Source organism: Prevotella sp. MGM2, assembly GCF_002933955.1.
Taxonomy (GTDB): Bacteria; Bacteroidota; Bacteroidia; order Bacteroidales; family Bacteroidaceae; genus Alloprevotella.
This window is the reverse complement of sequence record NZ_BEWW01000283.1, coordinates 127,514-149,463: the sequence shown is the minus strand read 5'-3', so window position 1 is coordinate 149,463 and position 21,950 is coordinate 127,514. Positions and strand designations below refer to the sequence as shown.

The 21,950-nt window shown below is 46.1% G+C and carries 18 protein-coding genes; 2 read left to right on the top strand and 16 right to left on the bottom strand.

All coding sequences use genetic code 11. From position 1 onward, the window contains the following. Positions 1–19: 19 nt before the first annotated feature. Both C5S62_RS08415 and C5S62_RS08400 read left to right on the top strand, forming a co-directional pair. The gene (locus tag C5S62_RS08415; protein ID WP_104404929.1) at positions 20–1,348 is read left to right on the top strand and encodes a mobilization protein; all 1,329 of its coding nucleotides are present in this window, start codon (positions 20–22) and stop codon (positions 1,346–1,348) included. Between the two features lie 414 nt (positions 1,349–1,762). Further along, positions 1,763–2,902 (top strand): DNA alkylation repair protein, encoded by a 1,140-nt coding sequence (locus C5S62_RS08400; protein ID WP_104404928.1) that lies wholly within the window; start codon positions 1,763–1,765, stop codon positions 2,900–2,902. 483 nt (positions 2,903–3,385) lie between these two features. Here C5S62_RS08400 and C5S62_RS08395 read toward each other — a convergent pair whose 3' ends face one another. The 16 genes from C5S62_RS08395 to C5S62_RS08325 all read right to left on the bottom strand — a co-directional run bounded on the left by C5S62_RS08395 (position 3,386) and on the right by C5S62_RS08325 (position 21,881). After that, entirely contained in the window at positions 3,386–4,150 is a 765-nt protein-coding gene (locus C5S62_RS08395) for a hypothetical protein (RefSeq protein ID WP_104404927.1), read from the bottom strand. A 403-nt stretch (positions 4,151–4,553) separates the two neighbouring features. After that, positions 4,554–5,144, bottom strand: coding sequence for a DUF6549 family protein (locus tag C5S62_RS08390; RefSeq protein ID WP_104404926.1), 591 nt, complete (start codon positions 5,142–5,144; stop codon positions 4,554–4,556). Beyond that, positions 5,141–5,737 carry an N-acetylmuramoyl-L-alanine amidase gene (locus tag C5S62_RS08385; RefSeq protein WP_104404925.1) on the bottom strand — a complete coding sequence of 199 codons (597 nt, stop codon included), beginning with the start codon at positions 5,735–5,737 and terminating at the stop codon, positions 5,141–5,143. The genes C5S62_RS08390 and C5S62_RS08385 overlap by 4 nt, the downstream gene beginning before the upstream one ends. Next, positions 5,734–6,339 carry a hypothetical protein gene (locus C5S62_RS08380; protein WP_104404924.1) on the bottom strand — a complete coding sequence of 202 codons (606 nt, stop codon included), beginning with the start codon at positions 6,337–6,339 and terminating at the stop codon, positions 5,734–5,736. Before C5S62_RS08380 ends, C5S62_RS08385 begins: the two co-directional genes overlap by 4 nt. Continuing rightward, entirely contained in the window at positions 6,336–6,722 is a 387-nt protein-coding gene (locus tag C5S62_RS08375) for a hypothetical protein (protein WP_104404923.1), read from the bottom strand. The genes C5S62_RS08380 and C5S62_RS08375 overlap by 4 nt, the downstream gene beginning before the upstream one ends. Continuing rightward, a complete protein-coding gene (locus tag C5S62_RS08370) occupies positions 6,719–7,150 on the bottom strand; it encodes a hypothetical protein (protein WP_104404922.1) in 432 nt (143 codons plus the stop codon). Before C5S62_RS08370 ends, C5S62_RS08375 begins: the two co-directional genes overlap by 4 nt. Positions 7,151–7,194: 44 nt before the next feature. Further along, positions 7,195–7,401 carry a hypothetical protein gene (locus C5S62_RS08365; protein WP_133159550.1) on the bottom strand — a complete coding sequence of 69 codons (207 nt, stop codon included), beginning with the start codon at positions 7,399–7,401 and terminating at the stop codon, positions 7,195–7,197. Positions 7,402–7,748: 347 nt separating this feature from the next. Beyond that, positions 7,749–9,119, bottom strand: coding sequence for a hypothetical protein (locus C5S62_RS08360; RefSeq protein WP_104404920.1), 1,371 nt, complete (start codon positions 9,117–9,119; stop codon positions 7,749–7,751). 1 nt (position 9,120) lies between these two features. Further along, positions 9,121–9,306, bottom strand: coding sequence for a hypothetical protein (locus C5S62_RS13905; RefSeq protein ID WP_223301193.1), 186 nt, complete (start codon positions 9,304–9,306; stop codon positions 9,121–9,123). A gap of 300 nt (positions 9,307–9,606) precedes the next feature. Next, positions 9,607–10,080 carry a hypothetical protein gene (locus tag C5S62_RS08350; protein WP_104404918.1) on the bottom strand — a complete coding sequence of 158 codons (474 nt, stop codon included), beginning with the start codon at positions 10,078–10,080 and terminating at the stop codon, positions 9,607–9,609. Positions 10,081–10,095: 15 nt separating this feature from the next. Then, positions 10,096–13,872 carry a hypothetical protein gene (locus C5S62_RS08345; protein WP_104404917.1) on the bottom strand — a complete coding sequence of 1,259 codons (3,777 nt, stop codon included), beginning with the start codon at positions 13,870–13,872 and terminating at the stop codon, positions 10,096–10,098. Further along, positions 13,854–15,038, bottom strand: coding sequence for a hypothetical protein (locus tag C5S62_RS08340; protein ID WP_104404916.1), 1,185 nt, complete (start codon positions 15,036–15,038; stop codon positions 13,854–13,856). The genes C5S62_RS08345 and C5S62_RS08340 overlap by 19 nt, the downstream gene beginning before the upstream one ends. Position 15,039: 1 nt before the next feature. Beyond that, on the bottom strand, positions 15,040–15,564 hold the full coding sequence (locus C5S62_RS08335; protein WP_104404915.1) for a hypothetical protein: 525 nt from the start codon (positions 15,562–15,564) through the stop codon (positions 15,040–15,042). Positions 15,565–15,568: 4 nt separating this feature from the next. Then, the gene (locus C5S62_RS08330; protein ID WP_104404914.1) at positions 15,569–20,995 is read right to left on the bottom strand and encodes a tape measure protein; all 5,427 of its coding nucleotides are present in this window, start codon (positions 20,993–20,995) and stop codon (positions 15,569–15,571) included. Next, positions 20,995–21,228 carry a hypothetical protein gene (locus tag C5S62_RS13290; protein ID WP_133159549.1) on the bottom strand — a complete coding sequence of 78 codons (234 nt, stop codon included), beginning with the start codon at positions 21,226–21,228 and terminating at the stop codon, positions 20,995–20,997. The genes C5S62_RS08330 and C5S62_RS13290 overlap by 1 nt, the downstream gene beginning before the upstream one ends. Positions 21,229–21,233: 5 nt before the next feature. Further along, positions 21,234–21,881, bottom strand: a complete 648-nt coding sequence (locus C5S62_RS08325) for a hypothetical protein (protein WP_104404913.1) — start codon at positions 21,879–21,881, stop codon at positions 21,234–21,236. Positions 21,882–21,950 lie beyond the last annotated feature (69 nt).

The following is a 21,950-nucleotide window of genomic DNA, read 5'->3' as shown; positions in this document are numbered from 1 at the left end:
TTAACATTTCAGCTCTCGAATTTTAACAAATGCACCGGAATTTCGGCTTGACCCTGTTGTGTCCGAACTTTCTGCCGACAACGAACAATGGATAAACCCGAACTTCGGCACTCCCGAACTGCAAACGCACTACGACAATATCAAACGGATGGTCAAAGAAAAGACCGGACGTGCCATGCAGGAAAAAGAGCGGGAACGCAAAGGAAAAAATGGTAAAATAATCAAGGTGGCAGGATGTTCCCCCATTCGTGAGGGTGTACTGCTCATCAGACCGGAAACCACACTGGCTGATGTGCGTGAATTTGGCGAAGAGTGCCAAAGACGCTGGGGCATCACGCCACTCCAAATATTCCTGCATAAGGATGAGGGGCATTGGCTGGGTGGAAAACCTGACACAGAAGACAAGGAGAGTTTCCAAGTGGGTGGAAAATGGTTCAAGCCGAATTATCATGCCCATATTGTTTTTGACTGGATGAACCACGATACAGGAAAGAGCCGTAAACTCAATGACGAGGATATGGCAGCAATGCAGACTTTGGCATCAGACATTCTAATGATGGAACGTGGTCAATCAAAAAATGTTACTGGTAAGGAGCATTTGGAACGAAACGATTTTATAATTGAGAAGCAGAAAGCCGAACTACAACGCATAGATGCTGCAAAGCGGCATAAAGAACAACAGGTGGAACTTGCCGAACAGGAACTCAAACAAGTAAAATCGGAGATACGCACTGACAAACTCAAAAGTGTAGCCACCGATGCTGCCACAGCCATAGCAAGCGGTGTAGGTTCTCTTTTCGGCAGCGGAAAACTGAAAGAGCTGGAGCATAGCAATGTGGAACTGCATCAGGAGATTGCCAAACGGAACAAAAGCATTGACGATTTAAAAGTCCGTATGCAACAGATGCAGGAACAGCATGGCAAACAGATTCGTAATCTTCAAGGAATACACAATCAGGAACTTGAAGCCAAAGACAAGGAAATATCACGGCTGAATACCTTGCTTGAAAAGGCTTTCAAGTGGTTTCCGATGCTCAGGGAGATGTTGAGAATGGAAAAATTGTGTGCTGCCATCGGCTTCACCAAAGAAATGACAGAGAGCCTCCTGACCAAGAAAGAGGCTATCAGGTGCAATGGCAGGATTTATTCCGAAGAACACAGACGGAAGTTTGACATCAAGAATGATATTTTCAAGGTGGAAAAGAATCCAACCGATGATAGCAAACTGATACTGACCATAAACAAGCAGTCGATGGACGAATGGTTCAAAGAACAGTGGAATAAATTACGGCAAAGTTTACGACAGTCAGCGGAAGAGCCAAGAAAAAATAGAGGATTCAAGCTATAATTCCGCTCTATATAATCCAAAACATCAATAAAATAACTAATTTTGCATTCGGATAGGGGCAACTCTTTCCAAGAAATAAGAAAATAAGAAGCGTTATGCTCTCTTGTAAGTCGAGAACGTAGGAAATTCACCAGTGTACTGGGATTGCATAGTGGTTCTCACGCATACAGCATGGGCTGCTACCTCTACATCTGTACACAAGGTTTCCTACGACTTTCGACTTCGAGTGTTGCATCAGTAGTTTGTGCTTCTGCATTTATAAATCGCTCCATCGTGCTATGGAGCATTGTATTATTTTGTAGATGAAGAATATCGAAGCAGATAAAGAACTCATAGCGGCATCGGAATCAAGGATATAAAGGACTATGAAATTGAAATCAACATCGAAAATGGTATAGTAGTAAGATAAAAGTAATGGCAGAATCTTTTAAAAATATGTTTGATAAGCCATTCTTTGGAAGGTTTGTCAACGACTTGTCTCTTGTTCTCCAGAACATGAGTGTAGACAAGTTTGTAACTTTAGTTATGGATGAAGAATGGGAGAACAGAGGTTATAAGCAGCGGATTGCACACATAACTACTGTTCTGCACAAGTTTATGCCAACCGAGTATAAAGAAGCTGTTGCGAAAATCTTTAAATTATTAGACTGTGTAAAAGTTAGACTGCTCGATTTTTCAAAGATAGACGATAAAAATTTCAATTTGCTGACATTAGAATATGGGGGTATTTTGGACCATTATGTGGAGCGATATGGAATAGAGGACTATGAGACATCAGTGAAAGCCATTGAGCGAATTACGCAATTCACGACTTGCGAATTTGTGACCCATGCCTTTATTGTGAAATATCAAGATGAAATGATGAAACAGATGTTGGCTTGGTCAAAACATCCGCACTGGGGGGTAAGGAGGCTTGCATCGGAAGGGTGCAGACCTCGTCTGCCGTGGGCGATGTCATTGCCTAAATTAAAAGAAAATCCAGCTCCCATCATTCCGATTATGGAAAATCTGAAAAACGATCCATCCAGGTTTGTAAGGTTGAGTGTTGCCAATAACCTGAACGATATTTCAAAGGATAATCCACAAATCGTAATTGCTTTGGCTAAAAAATGGAAAGGGCAATCAGAGAATATTGATTGGGTTATCAAGCATGGATGCCGAACATTGCTTAAGCAGGGGAATCACGAGATATTGAACCTGTTTGGACTGAGTTTGAATGACAATATCAGCATAGGTGACTTTAAGATTCTTACAAAAAGAATAAAAATGGGTGATTCTGTTGAATTTTGTTTTAATCTAAACAATTATAATACGGAAAAACGGACAATAAGATTGGAATACGGAATCTATTATCGGAAAATGAATGGAGAGATGACGAGGAAAGTCTATAAAATCAGTGAGAAGGAATACAAAGGAAACTCCATTACGGAAGTCAATAGGAAACATTCGTTTCGCCCCATAACGACAAGAACTTTTTATCCCGGCATTCATCAGATTGCTGTTATATTCAATGGATGTGAATCGGGAAAATGTGAATTTGAACTTGTTGAATGACAGTTTTTAATAGTTGAGATTAATCCGTAAATTCCCCGTTATATCCAAGAAAAAACAAGTGGTTTGCACGTTAAAAGGGAGGTTTTCCACTTACCTTCCCATACTATCAATCTTAAAGAATACAAAAACACCCAATTTTACACCCAAGAATGTAAAATTGGGTGTTTGCTTTGCAATTTGCTGATTTTCAGCGTTTATTGCGGAGAGGACGAGGCACGCCTCACTCTGCTATGTCATATAATTGAAAACCAGACAATTAAAGCATTGACGGTTTTTAGATTTGTCAAACTTCATGCACAAGTTGCGACACAACACCGCGATTTGTGACGCAAAATTACATCTAAAATTTGAATTTCAAACCCTATTATTTCGATGAAATTTGAATTTTAAGCCCTATTGAGTGTTAAATATAGTTAAAGATTTAGGCGGCTGGTTCATTGTGAAGTGAGCCAACCGCCTAACCAGGCAGAAAAGAAAATATTTTTATATCAACCAAGCATTTTCATTGGGGTCATAATCCCTCTGGAATGTCGCACACGCCCAATCGACTTTAGGCATACAAGAATCATGTTCACGTTTACGGGGAAGCTGAGGGTTGATTTTGAACTTGGAGGCATTGTAGAGCCACTGTATAGAATCTTCATAAGCCCAACGGCGGGTTTCTGAGATGTTAGTAGGTGAAATAATCGAATGAAGATGATAGAGCGCGATACGGCTCATGTGGGCCACAATATTAGCGTTTCTGGGATCATCCCTCGTAATATTTACGCCCTCAACCAATTTATCTGGATTAGGATTAAGAACCGGATAGAAAACGGTTCCTTCCGCTACAACATAGTCACGAGCATTTTCCGAATAATCATACTCCAATTCCTCAGAATACTCACCAATAAGTCCCCATCGGTCATCTTCTTCCGGAGTAAGGACAGGTTCTTCCACTGGAGGATTAGGTGCAGTCGGTTCTTCTTCAATGTCAGAATCATCTTCATTAACTGACACAACCCCATCATCCGGATTAGACTCAGAGGATTCAGCAGGCTCTGGTTCATCTAAGAACTGATAGAATTGCTCATTGTATGAACAAACTTGATTTTTCTCCCATTCAAGATTAGGCTCCCAAGGAATGATTTCAGCTTCTCGCCAAGCCTTGACACCCGGAAGATGGATTTCTCCAGCCTCATATCCATGAGGAACCAGGCACTGCCAGTATTCCGTACCAAATCTGACGACTTCACCTTTTGAGAACATTCTTAGCTGAGAGTATTTGCGAGCGTGTTCAATTAGTCGGGGGTCAATAAAGTCAACCACCTGTCGCCAATATTCAGTCTTTGTCGGCTTCTTATATCCATTGATACAAGTCAGAGTTTTATGAAACTCCTAACTCAACTTTGACTATCAACCAGATACGAGGCTAAATCGGCATTTTGTAGAACTATTGTAGAATTTGTGCTTAAATTCTAAAATCCCCGCGCCTTTTTGGAGCTAACGGGGATTATTTTGCAACACCGATTACAAGAATCGGTAGTGCAAAGTTAGCTCTTATTTTTGTAACGACCAAACGCATTATATATTTTATAATGGTATCAAAAAAAATAAGGGGCAACCTCACGGCCTCCCCCTATCTCTAACTATAAATGTTACTACAAGAAAATTATTTTTTTAATTCGATATATTCAGTATAAGTTATTTTGGTATGTGGATTGGTGCTTACTACTTCTTGCCGGATAGCTTTGCACCCCCACTTGATAAACCAAAACTTTTTCGGTACCCGGTGGATAATCTGCTTGATAGTGTCACAAGAAACAACATCAAGCTCAACATCACGCCCCCGGATTTCTCCAGCAACGTTAACCCATGGGTCTTGCCACCTTAGCACCTTGAGGCTATCAAGCAATCCATCACGATATACAATGCTGTCCCGGATTTCAGTAACAACCTTAACCTCGGTCTGGGTTGCAGTCGTGGCGGCGGCTTGGAGGCGTTTGACTTTCACACCCAACTCATCAGCCGTTTGGCAAACGTGTTGATAGTTGCGCTCCAACTCGGAATAGGATAACTCCAGCCTTTGAACGGAGGCGGCCGAATTGCCGGCCTCCGTTTCAAAGTAGGTTGCCTTATCCATAAGAGCGGTGTTGTTGGCGGTCAATCTCTCATTGTCCTCTGAAAGCGACTTGCATTTGCTCCATAAGGAGCATACAGTAATCACCAGCACCGCTACAATAAGAATGATAGGCTTTTTCATGCGCCAATGGATTTGAGGTAACTTACGATACCGTCAACGTGGAGTTTGACAATAGCCTCCTTGCCTTTGTCGGAAAGCAGGAAATCCACATCATCCTTGTTGTCTTGGAATAGGTTCTCAGTGAGTACGGCGGGGCATTTGGTCTTACGGAGAATGTAAAAGCCCTCCTCCCAATCCGGGTCACCATCGCTCATGTCCTTACGGATTTTGTGGCCGGCCAGCACTTTTTCAGCAGCGGCATAGAGGTGATTAGCCAGTATGTCGGCCTTAGTCTGCCCCTTGCTTGTAAATGCGCTCCAGCCTCTTGCAGTCATCCACGGCCCGTTGCCGGCGGCGTTCACATGGATAGAGATAAGAATAACATTGGCGGTGCCAATCTTACCGCATATCTCGTTCACGCGGCGGGCGCGTTCAGTGAGTGATACATCGTGCGTTTCCGGCACGATAAGTTGAACATCGTAGCCTTTGGCGCGTAGCTCTTTCTCTACACGCCCGGCAATCTCACGGGTGTACTTGTATTCAAGCAATCGCCCGTCAGGGCTGCGTTTGCCCTTAGTGTCGGCCCCGTGGCCGTTGTCAATAAGGATTTTCATTCGTGATTCATTTTATGGTAAAAGTCGATTTTTATTCTCTCATAAACGGCTTGCACGTTGGTGTAAGCGCGTCCGTTGTTAACCGTGTCGGAATACACCTCATGCTCCACAACCTCAGCTACCCAATCCACCCAGTCATGGTTAACATAGGTTGTGAGGATTTTGCCACGATAGCGGAAACTATCAAACCGGCTGTTCCTATCCTCATGGAGATTGTGCAGTAAGGTACGGATTTTGGTACGGGTTGCCTCCTTATCCGCTATGTGGTTTTCCTCTCTGACTTTCTTGATTATCCGGCAAACCTTTTCAATGGCTAAGTCAAAGTAAACCCCGGTGAAATTCTTAACCCTTAGTTGGGTTTCGGGTTGCAAGCCCTCGGATATGTCGTTGAGCATATCGTTTTGCTTGCGGGTTTCACCTATGAGGTCATCAACCATTTTGGTATTGCCCTTAATCATTCCGTCAATGATACCTTTGAACCAGCGGAAACACGCAACCCATAGGAGCGCGGAAAGCACCAGAAAGAACGCGGCCACGATAGCCATCATTCCTAAATCCGTAATGCCTTGCGCCACGGTCATTGTGTCCTGTACTGTGTTCATCGCGGCATACGTTTTTTGGAGCTTTTGTAAAAGCTGAAATTAGCCTCATCATCGGCCGTTATCTCAGTGTTCGGTGAAAACACATTGAAGCCATACATATTGCCATAGCTTACCACTTTGATTACAGCGCGGAAAGGATATTTACGATTGGGATTACCAAACACATTTTTCAATTTCTTGCTGTCTATGAAAAATGCTGATTTGGCAGCTCCCTCGCCATAAGCGACAACCATACGGTCTCCGTTTTCAGTTGCGCGTGTGGTACACCCGGTAAACACAGTGACTTGGTTAACCACCGCGTCTATCGGGGTGTAGTCGCAATCGAAAAGGTCGGAGGATGCGGCGGATTCATCCTCTACAAAATCTTCGATATAGTCGTTCATAAGTCCATAGGGATATTGAGGGTTTTACAATCGCTATCCACCATTTCGCGGATAGACAGACGGTCGCGCAAAAAGTCCTCATAGGGCTTTTTTGCGGTTTCGGGCATAAGCCCCAGCATTGCGCTCTGGTACTCGTTCACCAGCTTTCTCTCAGTGTTGGTAGGGAACTTTGCCGAAAGGAGGGTGCTGAAAATGTTGTCGGCGGTTGTGGGGTATTCCACCCGGAGGCTGTCGTAGCGGTACATCTTGCCGGTTGCAGTCTTGGGGTCATCGGTGATTGATACGCCGCCCATTTCATCAACCACCACATCTACCTCAGTGATGTTATGGTTATAGAGGACGGTACCCTGCCCGTTGTTGTACGGGTCAATCACATTGGGGCGTTCATTAGCCAACAGCCCGGTTGATAAGATTCTTGTTGTTGCCATTTTTTGAAATAATGATGTTAAAGACTTTTTCCTTATGTTGTTCACTACACCCGATAACCCACCCGTATATGGTCGGATTTGCCCTTTTGTGCGGTATATTGGGATAGCGTCAAATTCTCATTGGTGTATAGCAGCCAATAGATGTTTTTGAGCTTTTTACCCGGCGAGTGGAACATCTTGCCCGTATCGCCTATGTAAAGCCCGCAATCCTCAAAGTCGGAGTAATCCGCGAGATATGTTTTTGCGTTCAAGCCCATAGTGCCGTTAGTCTAATGTAGAGCTTTCGATTTCCTACTAACACTACGTTAATCACTATTTTTCTACCAAGAGGTAAGGTGTCGGCGGTCAACAGTCTGAAATATCTTTGTAAAGTTGAAACCACGGTAAAAGCGGAAGCCACTGTTCGCATTCGAGTACGAGGAACGATAAGTCGCAGTCAGAAAACCGAAGCCCGCAGGCGCTCCATAATTCGCAGAAGCAGACAGGAGGGCACCCCTGACCGCCGACACCCGTATTTTGTTATTCGTTTATTTTCATTGTCTTACGTTTTGGTTTTGGTAAATTCTCGTTGCTCCGTGAGCCGTGTTTTGCAGTCCCGTTAAAAACGGCACAAGCGGAAGCCACTGTACGCATGCGAGTACGAGGAACGAGCATTCGCACTCAGAGAACCGAAGCCCGCATGCGCTCCATAAGTCGCAGGAGCAGACAGGAGGGCACCGTACCAGCCATTAGCTGTTGCCTTTGCCACGCGCCAGAAATAATCACAAAGTCCTTGATTTGCTCCACCACCTACGCTTGTAGGGAATGTAAAGCCATCGTAGGAAAAGCCGAAATTCCATTGATAGCCCTCAGCGGTGGGTAACTCAGTGATACGCTCATACCCGGCAGGAATGGCGGTTGACGTGTCGGCAGGAGAGGCAAACTTTGTGGGGTCGGTGCAACCATAGGCTGTGCAATGTCCGGGGTCATCGGCTGTTTCGGGTGAGCAATGGATAAGAATGTCATCGGCAAGCAGCCAAAGATATTTAAAGGGTGTTTCAAGCCCACGATATGATGCAACTTGCACCACCTTATCGCCACCGGTCCAGCCCTTGATTGTATAGGCTACTCGGCCAGTGTTGTTGCCGAGGATTGCAGTAACACCGCAGGGGATGAAAGGCCGATAGCCTCCCCATGTGTTCCATTGAGTACCATTAACGGACGTGCCATTGCCGAGGCCGCCTTGATGAAAGCCATCGGCGGTGAGTGTTTCATTGTAGGTGTCTTGGCAGTGCATTGAGGCGTATTCAATACGCTGGAGCCATGCAATTTCAGTATAAACACGGCCCGCCCCCGCGTGAGTACCATTCTTGCAAAGGGGGCGAACACCAGCTTTTGAGATTGAGGTGCGGGGCATACCGAGCATTGAGTTGTATGTGCCATCTTTTGCCGCATCACTCGCTCCACTGCCACCACGGAAATTTGTTGCGCTTGCAAGCAATGAAACAAAGCCGTTGGCATCGCGCTTAATCTCATTACCTACCCATTGCAACCAACAGCCGGAAACGGCTATGTTGTTGGCAATGTCAATAGTGCCATACCACGGTGAGCAAGTCTTTCGTGTCATGCGAACAAAGCCGGGGAGGGCATATTCGGAAATACACATAGCCCATTTTGTACCCTCTACCTCAAAGCGTGCGTAGTATTCGGGCTTTTCCAACATCACGTTTCCGTCCGTGGTGTCGAGCTTTGCCGCCGCTCCAGAATCCTTTTTACGGGAATCGTTCTGGTGGAGATAGTATTTCACGGAGCCATCCGTGTTTTCCACGAAACGCCTCAGTTTCTTTTGGATAGGTAGTGTGCGGTGTAAGTCCATATTACCTATGCGAGTGAGCTTGTAGTCCTTGCTGGTAAAATCGCCTTGCACCCCATACCACATATCATACGGATATTGCGGCTTGGTTGAGCCGCTGCCTAAAATAAGTCCCATATCATTTGTAGTATTCTAAATGTGGTGCTTCACTCGCCCCCCAGAAAATCTCATACTTGTCGGTGTCAATAGCGTTGGGGGGCAAAGCCACAATCTTACCGGGAGTCCAATCACCCACAGGCACGGGGAAAGCTCCGCTCTCCTTATCGCAGATGAGCTTGCACGGCATCAGAATGTTGGTTTCCATGCTTGCCTTTTTGGGTCTGACAAACACAGAAAACGGCACTCCTCCGAGCGTGAAACCCTTTGAAAGGTCTGAAACTCTACCTTTTGAAAGGATCCGTAAGCTATACATTGGATGTTCCATAAAATTAACTTGGTAAATTATACTGCAAAGATAGTCAAAATCTGTGTTCCACTAACACATTTTAAGGCGAAAATCCTTGTTATCTCAAAAATTATGTTATATGACACCTCCTTTCTATATAGGAATCACCATAAATGCCAGGAGCAGATCCCAGCCAGACCGTCCAGCATTGGTGCCCTTTTATAAGCTCATCATATTTGCCTGGATCTCCTCCAGAGAGTTAATCTTATCCCTTATCTGTTGCCTGGAGTTATGCAACTCCGTTACATCATAGGGCAATGGAGTACCGATCAAAGCAGCCTCATAGCACTTAATGATCTGGTAATCGGAATCTGCCAGCGTTGCTTTCAGATCCTCAATCCGCCTCCTCATAGCCTGGAGATCGGGCACCACCTCATAGTGATATGAGATAGTTTCTCCAGCATCATAAGGAATGGCAGTCACCATGTAGCCATCATCGGCTTTGCGGATCTGATCATCATCAATCCGCTCCAGGGGCTTCCACCCTGGAGGCAGATCATTAATCTGATCCTCCACGGTGTAAACCTTAGTTTCCAGTACCCCAGTATCGGGGTTTCTTTCCTGGAATGTGACTGGCTCCAGGGCTTTCACCCTTAGATAGCCATCATTATCTATAAATCCGTATTCTACCATAACTTAGATTATTCGTTACCATTTCCATGCAGATACCAGCCACGCCTCTTTTTTAGTCTTGGTGTTTCCAGAGGTGATATAACCGATCGTGAACACAAACATTCCAGCTCTGCCACAATCAAAATCGTAGTATTCGTTTTCGGTATTATCATCATAAATGTGGTGCCCAGTCCTGGGGCGTACCCTCATGGTGCCAGTCCACCATTGTTTCACCCAGACAACTTGCCCCTCTTTGGGATTTGCTGGGAGGTAAACAATAGAGGTATCAGAGGTGTAGCCTATGATCATAGTATCGGCAGCATTCAGATATACCGTTTTCTTGGTGCCAGATATAGCTCTCTTGCCCAGTGTCAGACCTCCAGCATAGAGCTCATAGAAGAATCCTCCGAATGCTGGTGCAGTCCCAGAGTTGGATGCTTTTCCATACACGCCAGCCACAATGGTTTCCAAAGCATTCAACTGCCAATCACTTTTTGCGACATTGGCAAACCCCATACCGACAATAGCCCCTCGGTGGGTGTAGCCAGTGTAGGATGGCATTGCATTGGTACCAGCCAGGTTTGCAAAGATGCCGTTTGGAGATAGGTAGGCAGTACCAGTAGAATATGAGGGAGAGTTTTTGGCTCGTACCTCCAGCATACCCTGGCTGGCATTCAATTTAATGATCGTGCCAAAGTTATTCATTGAGTAGCCTCCTCCGTCATTGGCACTATCTATGAGGATTTGAGCTACAGACGCATCCAGAGTGATATTGTTGGAGCCAGAGAGTGTTGATACAATCTTACCTCTAGACATAAACCAATCTCCGATATTGGCACCCTCCGCCAGGAGTAGGTTGGTTGCGATAGTTTCAAACTCCGCTCCAAAATCATTCCATTTCGCTGTGTTTGTTGGCAATACGTTATAAAATGTTCCCGCATCAGTACGAGCAACATAATAATGATTATTGTACTTTACGACATCAACACGTTTATCAGAGCCAACGTATGATTTTGAACTACTATATATGCCACGAAATACAAGAGCGGGACCAACATCACCATCTTTACCCGGAGTACCGTCCACACCATCATAGGGGGTTACACGAATCGGAGTAGTCCAATTCGCCCTCAAGGCATTGGTTTCTCCATTGATTTTTGCAGTAGTGAGCCAAAGATATTGCAAGCTGCCAACAGAGGGCATTACAGTTGTCCAGTCACTGCCGGGGTTTCTATCGCTGGCGGTAAATGCCTTTCCATGCGATAACTTGCCGCCACTCACAGCATAGCGATATTCGGTAAAATCGCCATTCTTTCCGTCATCGCCATTAACCCCGTCTATGCCCTTTGCCACAACTCCCCAATACACAGATTCAGTAGGCTTGTGACCTTTTGTCGGTGTATTGTGAATGTAACGATAGGTTGCAATCGCGCCTTTCTCATCGGTATAGCTTACCTCATCATTCTTGTAGTATGTGTAATTGACGTTCCATACGCCACGATATACGCCCAACGGTGCAACATCGCCACTCTCACTAATAACACTTACGTTTTTGAGAGTTATAGTGTTGTTTCGGCTCACATTCCAATCAATAGAACTTGACCTATCGCCTATGCGGAATTTATTACCGTCTAAGTCCAGATAGCACTCTCCATCACTCGTAATAATGCGCCCCGTGGTTATAGTATTGCCGTTTATGCGCGTAAATCCATAAGTGGTTGTGAAATCACGGAAGTTGTCATCTGCGTAGAGCGTTGAAAGAACACCCACAAGGAAATAGTAATTGTTTGGGTCATCGGTCGGCTCAAACTTATATTGCGTCTGGGCCATTATCCATGTGCCACTCTCTCCAGTCTTAGAGCATTTGGCAAAGAGATAATATCCGGCATTGCTTGGCAATTCAAATGTGAGTGCGCCCATTTGCCATGCCCTTATTCGGCTTGGGTCAATCGTAAGGTGTGATAATATGCCGGCGGAGGCGGCAAAGTTATTTGGGTTGCCGTTTACATTGGCTTGGAGTATTACACCCGTCAACACAAACTGCTGGCTCTTTGAGCCGACAGTGAGCATATTTGTGTCAATAGAGTTGGGGCGAATGTTATCAACATCAAAAAAGCCGTCCGTGTCATACACCATATTGCGTAAGTCCTCGGTGGTGCGCCACCCGCGGCGGGCTTTGTTAAGGTCCCGTAGGCGGTTGTTATTTATAATCCGCTCATGGTCGATAACAGAGAGAACGGTCTGGGTCGAGATTGAAATTGCAGTCGTATCGGAGAGCGTGAGCTGATAATCCTGCTCCAAAAGTAGATTGCGGGTAATCTTTTGTATGCGTATTTGTTTCTCTATGCCAAAGCGAGTATCACGCACAGGTGCATAATCGCCCACTTTGAAAAGGCAAACATCAACGCCTCGCTCCAACGCCTCAAGGAAATACAAACGGTCCAGTGTTAGGCTGTATTGAGCCTTAGCTTGTGTAGCCTGCTTGAAATCGTCCATAGCGGCATACCATAAATCTTCCTCAGCATTTTCCTCGTAGCTTTCGGGCAAAAATATGTCGGTAATTTTGTAGGTCGCTCCTACCTCAATAGGGTATGCGCCACCTTGCTCAAATGGTACAGTCGGAGTAGTTAGGCCGCGATTGTCGGTAAAAGGAATCAATCGGAATTTCTTTGTCGTATGGTCATAGCCATTCTTAGCCTCAAGCTCAAATTGCTGCCCAGCAAGTCGGCCGCTGGTAAAAGTGATTTTCGCGCTAACCTCATTCACTAAGTAAACGGTGCCTTTGTCATCTTTCTTGCAAAGGTCAAAATCCATAGTGTCATCAATGAAAGCGTTAATATCGCCGGCCACCAGTGCAGTCACGCGCCCCGTGCGGGTAGGAAAAATTTTGTCATAGGTCTTGCAATCTTCCTCGCTGCCTATTTTGTCGCGCAATGCCACGTCCTCTAAAAAGCGGTCATTGTCGTTTGTTATGCCTATAAGTTCGGTGTTTGGCTCAATCACAGTGCCGTCACTAAGGACGTGCCTTTTACGATTGTAACGGCGTGGATATGGCAGTTGCAATCTCTCGGCATACTCACGGTAGTTTGTGCGGATATTGGTTGTGCCACCCTCTACCCACAAGCGAGTAATCACAGCCTTATCATCAACCTTTTGCTCTTTGAGCTTGTATAGACCGTTGCCCTTGCCCCACTCAAAGTATTCTGCTCCGCCGGGGGGATTGACACGTTGCCCGAATTTACCGATATGGATTGTTCTTACATTCCCGTTTTGGGATATAAGAAATTCCAGATTGAAATTGTCTTTGTTGCAAAGCGTCTGTAACACTTGCAAGCAATTCACCCCGGAGAATTGGATTGTGATAGCCTCGGTTTCGGGGCAATTAAGCTCATCGAAAGCCCACATACCCGGATAATCGCGGTTAAGGTTGTAGATAAGCACCTGCACAAATTCCTTAATTGTGTAGGTCAAATCGAATGTCGAGCGGTCGGATTTTCCGTCTTTGTCGCAATTTCGATATATGGTTTTCATAAGGTCGTACATCGGGCCGTAGAAAACAGGCTCAAAGATGTTGTAATCCTCGCCTTGAATTTCACGAGTTGTTGTAGTCCTTATGGTGTAGTCGAATCCGTCCACAACGATTTTATCCCCCTTGCTGAAAGAGAGCATTTCGGAGGAAACGATTTGTAATGTGATATTGTCATCGCCCATAAGGGAGCTATTTTGCGTAGCCTGCTTGACTACGCAAAACGGCTCCTTTGTATTGAGCTTGATAATCTCGCCGTTGCGTTTGATTATTTGAGTAATTCCCATACCATTATGGCGTTGGTTTCAAACTTTTCAATATCTTCTATCACCCCCGTTACGATAATGTCATACTCGCCGGGGAGAGCGTAGGTATGCTCCACGGTAGTATCATTGCCCCCCACGTTGAATGTGTGAGTGCCATCACCCCAGTAGATGTTAAGGTACTTGTAGGTTGACACGGTGATAGTGGCTTTTGAGTTATTGTTGTTGGAGATATGGCGTAGTACCTTTTTCACCGGCTCGTCCTCTGTTAGTTTGAGTGTGAATGTGCCTACCATTAGTTCCTCGTTGTAGCTGCCCCACTTTTTATCAACTGCCACATCATCAAGCAAATCCACCTCATACACAAGGGGCTTTGCCTTGCCGTCATACTCTACGGTAAGGCGGCGCGTATGGTCGCCGTCAAAGAGTGCGAGAAAGCGGTTAAGCCACTCTACAAACGCACTACGGCTTGAGGCTTCAATGAAACATTTGAGCGATATTGTGCGCTCTTTGAAACGCTTGCGCTTGCGGTCGCGCACAACACCGTGGTAGTTGTCGTAGTCTACCGATAGGCTTTCTTTCTGCGCCAGCCTGCCAACAAGCCCGTCAGAGGCCGACACATACACGCCGTAGTCCTTGAAATTGTGACCGTCAACATAGTATTCAACATCGTTGTTGGCTTGCATTTTGAGGATTTCTTTCTCGGTCTTTGCCACGTTGAACACTCGCACCTCATCGAGCTTTGCAGTCGTGGTTAACAGTTCCTCGGTGCAGAGAGCAAGCCCCGTGGGATTAGCGGCCAGATTGCCAACGTATGTACAATCAGCATTGAGAAAGACTTTGAACGTAGAACCAGAGCGCACAAAAGAAATAAAATACCACTCACCCGGCACCACATCGACCCATTGCTCTTTGTGCTGCTCTATACCGGGTAAATTCAAGAGCCAGCCCAAACGCCTCTGCTGAATCTGAACATAGAGTGATACGGTAAAATCGCCCGTAAATGGAATATTCTGCTCAGTGTTTACCTCTCCACCGCACAAGTCAAGAGCCTTACCGGCCTTTGCTTGTTTGGTAAACATCGCTCCACCAGAAAGTGTTGCGTCATGGCGACCCGCGGAGTAGTCGTAAGCCTTTGAGCCGTCCGGGTCATCAAAAGGCAGATACAAGATTAAATTTTTATCAACCATATCAGTATGTGGGTTTATCGTGAAATATTGTTTTAATTCTCGCAAACGATGAAATGCCGATATAATCTACCGTGGTATTACGACCATAGGCGTTGATGTTGACACGCGCCTCGGTGCCTATTACGGAGATATGTATTTTCGCATTATCGAATAGGTCAATGGTAACAATGGCATTGTTGGAAACAATCACGGCCGCCTCGCTATCATGGCGCATATATAGACGCGAAACAGAAAAATCGTCATACTCCAACATGGCTTTGCAAGCCCCGTTAAGCACCATATCGGGCTTGTTGGCGGTCGAGGGTATCTCATCATCGACATACACCCCGAAAGGCTCACACTTGCCCTTGAAATGTTCCCGGAGAAAATTGAGCGTAGGGTAATCTTCGGAAATACAAAAGTCAATGCCCTTAATGTAGAGCTTTGCAAGTTCCTCGGTTGAAAGCCCAGCTCGGAGTTTCCCTTGCCATAGGCGGCATAGCCCTTTGTCTATGCCGTCTTGTTTGAGTTGTTGAATCAGTTCCATAACCTTACGATATTCCTTGTGAGAGTAAAGAGTTGTCTTTGGTTTCTATCCGTTTGAGAGTATCGCGTACCTCGGAGAGAATAGTGTTGGCGGTTGCAGTGTTTTGAGCGATTGCCGATTGTGCCAAAAGCTGTTCACGCAACACACTTGTTTGCTCGGTCTGGTTTATGATGAAAGCGTTAAGACGGCCCGCAATCACACCGCCTGTTTCCTCACTCATTGAGGTAACGGCACCCGTCAAGGGGTCTGTTGCGACATCTTCAACATCTTTAATCCAATCGCCTACCGCGTCAAGAGCATTAGTGAATGTTTCACCGGCTCTTTTTGTCATCAATTCAAATGTTTCTTTCTCGCGGTCAGTCAAAACACCGTCCGACATTGCCTCTCCAAGATATTTCACGGCTTCGTCCATAGCCTTAGCTAAGAATTGGCGTTTGAGCGCATCTATTACAGCCTTTTTCAATACCTCTCTCGTGGTATCACCAAGAGCCTTTGCCGCGTCCTCTCCGGCGCAATATGCGTCAACAATAGCGTCTGCGTATTGGTCGAGAGCTTCTTGGGTTGTGGTCCCGGCAAAGGTTTCCATCATTTGCCGGTCTAAGTCCTCAATCTGCTGTTCAATCTGCTCTATTGCGTCATTCCACTGTTGGATTTTGTCGTTGTCGGTCTTTTTCTTTGAGCGTTCTGCGTCTATCTGTTGGCGCATCAAATCCTGTTGCTCACGGAGAGATTTTTTTTGCTGCTCATATAAGCCCAGCATATCATCACCCTCTTTGGCTTTTGACAACTGGCCGTTTAAGTCCTTAATTTGGGCTGTCAACTTTGCATACTGAGCAAAATCCCATGAGCGACGGGCAGTTTCGCGTTGTTTCTCCAATGCGGCTATTTGGTCTTCTATGAGCTTAATGTTTTGCTCAAAACCAGCACGTTCCTCATCATTAAACACCCAATAGGTGTTGTTAAAGGCCCGTTCAAGTCGATTGTATGAGCGTTCCAGCGCGTCAATCTGCTTTTGTAGGTTTTGTATTCGTTTCTCATACTTTGCATCATGGAGCTTGGAAAATATACCTATAACAGATGTTATAGATGAAATCATGCCAGTAACTCCACCTATAATATCGCCACTCATAAACTTGCCGACCGAGGCAGCGGCATTACCCAACTGCCCCATGAGTTCTATTGCAGTTCCCAGCCCGTCAGCCACACCGTCCATGCCCAGTGCGTCAAACATACTTTGTAGCGAAGAGGCGCACTCTGTGGTAATATCCGTTACCTTTTCTACGGATTCTGTAATACCATTGGCGGCGGCTTTTACCTCACGCTCGGCATTTTCTACATCCTCTTTGCTACCCTCGCCTTTGGCTAACGCAGCTTTGGCTGCTGCGAGTTTCTTTCTCGCTTTGAGATAGTCATTAAAGAACGTATCAAGGGCAGAGAACGGGTTGAGTTGCTGAATCCTTTCTTTGGCTCGTGTAAGGCTGTCAATAACGGCCTTAAAGTCCACGGGCGAGAGTTGGAGATTGCCGGCGGCCAACTGTTGCTCAACATCCTTAATCAGCTTGGAGATTTGCCCCACGGAAAGAGTATCTAGGTCGCTAAACAACTTTTTCCAGCTATCGGATTGCTGGAGAAATGCCGTATTCAAAGCCGACAATGCCTCTTTCTCAGCTTTGTTGATAAGGCGTATGCGTTCCTCATCGCCCATGCGCTCGGCCTCAGCTCGGAGTAAAGCGTATTGGTCGGTGATAGATTGCCTTTGTTCCTCAAAAGAGCGATAATCGTTTAGGACGGTTTCATGTACCTCTTTTTGGAGTTCGGCCTCCCTTTGGGATAGGTCCAGACTTGCGGCGACTCGGTCATCATCGCTTATAATACCACTTTCGCCATTTTCCAGCTTGCGTTTTGCATCTGCCACCGCTGCCAGTTTCTCGGCAAGAGTTTGGCTACGATTGATAGCGGCATTGACACTCTCACGGAAAGCGTCAAGAGCCGTTTTTGCACCTGTAAGCTCATCATATTGCACGTTAAGGGATATAAGAAAATTACTCTCTCCCTCGGTGATTGTTCCGGCGGCTTTTTTGGCTTGGAGTTCGGCGATTTGCTTTTCAAGATACTGCTTGAAAGAATTGCCCGATTGGAGCAAAGACGCAAATTGCTTATCGGCAACATCCTTACCCATATTCTCCACCCAACGCCAATAGAGTTCGTATTGCTTTTTCTTATAATCCAGTTCTCCCTCAAAGAGTTTGTTTGTGGATTGCTGGTAGCTTTGATTCTCATAGGCGCGGCGTTGTGCAAAGCCGTCTTTTTCCTCTTGGGATAGGCCGCCTTTGCCTGCGGCTTTACGAGCCTTTATAAGCTCTTTTTCCTCTTTGTCGATACGGTCAAGAGCTTCCTTATGTTGTAGGTCAAGAGTAGCTTTGCGTTTGGCATAGCCCTCTTCCATGACTACAATACGGGCCTCTTCGACACGCTTTTCAGCCTCAAGCTGCTTTTGTGCCAAAGTATCAGCGGCACGGGCCGCATCGTTTGCTCCATTGTGGCCGCCACTACGCCCGCCACCGCGCTTATTTCTGCCCGTGGCGGAATCCAACTTTTTCTGGAGTGTATCAATTTGGGTGTTGTAGTCTTTCCATGCTTGACTTCCCAGTTGAGCCTCGCCGCGCAACTTTTTGAGATTTTGGATTTCGCTATTTATGCCAGTTTCAGTATTGAGGTCGTTTTGCTTTTGCCCGATTTGTGCTTGAACATCTGCAAGCATTTGCATAGCATCCGCATAGCCATAGACCTTAATGTCAATGCCAACCTCTTTTCCGTCAAGTTTAGCGGCAATATCATGTAGCTCTTCTAATGAATGTTTGGATAAATCCACTTTGGGGATTATTTCCTCAGCACCCTCGCCAAAGCCCACAATAGCATGGTAGGCATTGTTGGCTGCTTGGGTTTGTGAATCAAACGCATCACGAGCTTGTAGAGCTTGGTCTATAATGCCGCCATCTTCTGAAAACACGTCATAATACCAATCATCAATAAACGAATAATCAGTTATCAATTCAGCGTGTTCTTTATCAATGCCGGCCGCAGTCATTACATCTGTAATCTGCTGACGCAACTTAGCTTTTGCTTCGGCTTTTTTGCTATCATCCAGCTTTACCATTTCGGGCAATGAGTCCTCGATAAGTCCACGAATTTGAGAGGCTAAGGCTGTCGCATTTTGCTGAATGTCATCGCTATCTACCGAAATGCTGCCAACACCTAAATCTACATAATGGTGAGCTTCTTTTAATTCTTTTTGAATTTTGGCAGCCACATCATCAAGCGACTTGGCATATTCATCGCCAATATTTTGCAAAGCGTTTGCGTGTTCTGTTTCAGCCGATTGTTTTTTTATGGCTTCAGTAATGCGCTTGTGAGCCTCTTCTATATCTTGCATCGTACTTTCAGACCCCAACAAAGCCATGTTGTGTTCGGCAAGTTGCTTGTTTACTTCCTCTAATGCTTTGTTGTAGGTATTAGTACCTTTTGTTCCGGCAGTTAGGACACCAAAGAGAGCCGACAAATGCCCGGTTTGTTTGCCTCCACTCTCTCCGAATTTATCCATACCTTCGGCCGCATCATCCTCACTATCGCCCAGCATTGTAAATGCACTTATCAACAAGCCCACAAGCGATAAGATTGCGCCGATAGGGTTAGTTACCATTGTAGCCCAGAGAGCTTTTAACCCTGCTGTCAATTTACCCGTAGCGGCCGATAATATGCTTGTGGCTGCTGTCTGTGCAGTCTTGGCGGCAGTGTCAGCTACCGAGGCGGCGCGGGCTTGTGTGGTCGCAAGAGTTTCAAACTGTTTTTTCTTTGCATATAAATCCGATTGAGCCGCCAATAACGCTTTGCTAGTAATAGCTTGCTGGTCCACGGCCGCCTCAAGCCTTTTTTGTGCGGCAGCTATGGCTGTTGCATTTCCTGATTGTTGCGCCCAATACACCTCATAACGGGCCGCCTCAACCGCTTGTGTCGCGGATATAGCCTTTGACTTGGCGGCTTCAACTGCCACGGCCGCCTCTTTTACGGTTGTGCGCATGGTTTCCAAAGAGGCCGCTTGGCTTGCCCGTTTGGATTGTACCTCTTGAATAACGGCAGCTCGATAGGCCGCACTTTTGGCTGTCAAATCCATTTTTGACAATGCCAAACGCTGCTCGGCCGAAAGGACACTCAACGCTGCGGCTTCATATCCTGCGCTTGATGTAGTAAGTCCGATGTTGGATAGGTACTCTTGCTGCTGAACAGTCAACAGGCTCGTAATAGCCCCTATTCGTAGCTGCTTGACAATAGCCGCTTGTTGTTCCGCGCTTAGGGTAGCCTCCAATGCCGTAAAATGTGCATTTTCGGCGGCAGTCATAGCTTTCTTTTGAGCAAGAGCCGTGCCGTTGAGAGCTGCCTCGGCTTTCATAAGTACGAGTTTTGCGCTCCTTACGGTGTTGTCAATCACTGCAATGCCGGTGTAGCCTTTGGTTGCAACGCTATTGAGTACGATAGCGGCTTTCACAGACCCGTAGCCGATAGCAACCGCTTTCAGTATGCGCACCAACGTATCCATGTGTTCCACAAGGTATGTGGCACCGGCAATACCCCCGGAGAATAAGCCCTCGTTGGATTTACCCCAGTCGTTAAGAACAGTGTCCCAAGCGTCTTGTAGGTTTGCAATCTGTCCCGTGAGAGAGGCCGATTGTTTTTCCATGAGGTTGTAGAATTGACCGCCGGAATTAGTCATCTTGTTTAAGACCTCTTCGACATCGGCAAAGCCGATTTTGCCGGCCGACACCATTTCATTTATCGCATCGGCTGTTGTATGGTATTTCTCCGCAAGCTCTTTTACAAGTGGAATACCACGGCCCGTGAATTGTCGCACGTCTTGCGCATAGAGCCGGCCCTGTACCATTGTTGTACCGTATAGGTAAACTATATCATTGAGGGGTATGGAAAGGCCGCTGGCTATGTTTCCAAGCCTTACAAGCGTGTCATTCACTTTGTCGGCACTCACACCATAAGCCATGAGCTGCTTTGCGCCCTCAGCCACGCCCATAAGGTCAAATGGCGTTTTGGCGGCGGTGTCAACCATCTGTTGCATGAGCGTAGTAGCCTTATCGGTACTGCCCAGCATTGTTTCAAAGGCAATTTCCAGTTGCTGGAATTGTCCGCGTGTCTGTATAATGGAATTTACAAGGTCGTGCATACCCTGTCCTACAAGGTAATAGGAGATATAACGCCCTGCGCTTTCGGCCATTTTTCTAAATGAATCCTCAACCTCTCCAACCTCGCTAATAGCGGTATTGGAGAAATTTCTAATCTGTCGCTCCATTGACTGAGCCGACACATTGAAATCATCTATATTGAGCGTTGCCCTAAATCCTAACGCGCCGCCTAAGTTTTCCATTACATATAACCTTTGAGATAGTTTTTAATATCTTCTTTTGTTGTGAGTTCTTGGGTGATTGTCTGGCTTTCATCAATCGGGTTGCCGTTTTCATCAAGTGGCACTTCCTTTGCCCTCGGCGCATCCGCAATCATCAGTTGCACGTTGAGCCATGAAATGCCCCATAGCAAGTATTCATAGCTCCACCCAAAGTTTCGTAGTAGTTCGCCACGATTACCCCACGGAGAGTTCAACCCGGTTACTCTATTCGGTCGTTCTCGGTTTTCGGCCGGGTCGTTCCCATTTCCCGTATCAATCGAATAGAGGATGTAAAACCCGCGGGGTTCATCATCTGGTTAATAACCTCGGCGAGTTTTTGTAAACGTGCCACGGTTAGGTGTTCCATAAAGAATTGTTTGAGGTCCCGCACGGATTTGTTTTTGAGGTCGGCCACAATCGGGTCGTTGATGACTGCAACGGCGGCTATTTCTGCCATTTGGGGTATGTACTTGAATAGCCGCTTGCTCTCTTGGATAGGTTGCGCTTGCACAACATCCTCGTTGTATTCCATGAGCATATAGAGCTGGCGCAAGCGGTCGATAGTTCCGAGATAAAGAGGCTTGATATGGAAATTGCGCATATACACCTCTTTCATCGTGCCGGTTTCAACATCGGGTATATCGGTAAGCGTTACATCCCAGTCTTTGGGTATCTGCTTATCGCGCCACACCACATTGCGCTTTGGGAATAAGCGTTTTTTGAGATTAAACCACTTTGAGGGCTTAACTGGGTTAATTTTCAAAGGCACGGTAAACTTAGCCCCCATTGATAGGAGGGCTTGTATTGCCTTATCTTCTATCTCTAACCGCTGCTCGCGTGTCAGTTCTTGTTGCTCTTGCTGTTCCATTGCGATTTAATTAAATGCGCCCCCTAACCGAATAGGGATAGGGGGCGCAGTCGTTGCGAAAAGGCCCGT

What these genes read in the sequence shown, in the direction of transcription:
- C5S62_RS08400 (WP_104404928.1), top strand. Translation starts at nt 1,763, where the DNA reads ATGGCAGAATCTTTTAAAAATATGTTTGATAAGCCATTCTTTGGAAGG.
- C5S62_RS08395 (WP_104404927.1), bottom strand. Translation starts at nt 4,150, where the DNA reads ATGTTCTCAAAAGGTGAAGTCGTCAGATTTGGTACGGAATACTGGCAG.
- C5S62_RS08390 (WP_104404926.1), bottom strand. Translation starts at nt 5,144, where the DNA reads ATGAAAAAGCCTATCATTCTTATTGTAGCGGTGCTGGTGATTACTGTA.
- C5S62_RS08385 (WP_104404925.1), bottom strand. Translation starts at nt 5,737, where the DNA reads ATGAAAATCCTTATTGACAACGGCCACGGGGCCGACACTAAGGGCAAA.
- C5S62_RS08380 (WP_104404924.1), bottom strand. Translation starts at nt 6,339, where the DNA reads ATGAACACAGTACAGGACACAATGACCGTGGCGCAAGGCATTACGGAT.
- C5S62_RS08375 (WP_104404923.1), bottom strand. Translation starts at nt 6,722, where the DNA reads ATGAACGACTATATCGAAGATTTTGTAGAGGATGAATCCGCCGCATCC.
- C5S62_RS08370 (WP_104404922.1), bottom strand. Translation starts at nt 7,150, where the DNA reads ATGGCAACAACAAGAATCTTATCAACCGGGCTGTTGGCTAATGAACGC.
- C5S62_RS08360 (WP_104404920.1), bottom strand. Translation starts at nt 9,119, where the DNA reads ATGGGACTTATTTTAGGCAGCGGCTCAACCAAGCCGCAATATCCGTAT.
- C5S62_RS13905 (WP_223301193.1), bottom strand. Translation starts at nt 9,306, where the DNA reads ATGGAAACCAACATTCTGATGCCGTGCAAGCTCATCTGCGATAAGGAG.
- C5S62_RS08350 (WP_104404918.1), bottom strand. Translation starts at nt 10,080, where the DNA reads ATGGTAGAATACGGATTTATAGATAATGATGGCTATCTAAGGGTGAAA.
- C5S62_RS08345 (WP_104404917.1), bottom strand. Translation starts at nt 13,872, where the DNA reads ATGGGAATTACTCAAATAATCAAACGCAACGGCGAGATTATCAAGCTC.
- C5S62_RS08340 (WP_104404916.1), bottom strand. Translation starts at nt 15,038, where the DNA reads ATGGTTGATAAAAATTTAATCTTGTATCTGCCTTTTGATGACCCGGAC.
- C5S62_RS08335 (WP_104404915.1), bottom strand. Translation starts at nt 15,564, where the DNA reads ATGGAACTGATTCAACAACTCAAACAAGACGGCATAGACAAAGGGCTA.
- C5S62_RS08330 (WP_104404914.1), bottom strand. Translation starts at nt 20,995, where the DNA reads ATGGAAAACTTAGGCGGCGCGTTAGGATTTAGGGCAACGCTCAATATA.
- C5S62_RS08325 (WP_104404913.1), bottom strand. Translation starts at nt 21,881, where the DNA reads ATGGAACAGCAAGAGCAACAAGAACTGACACGCGAGCAGCGGTTAGAG.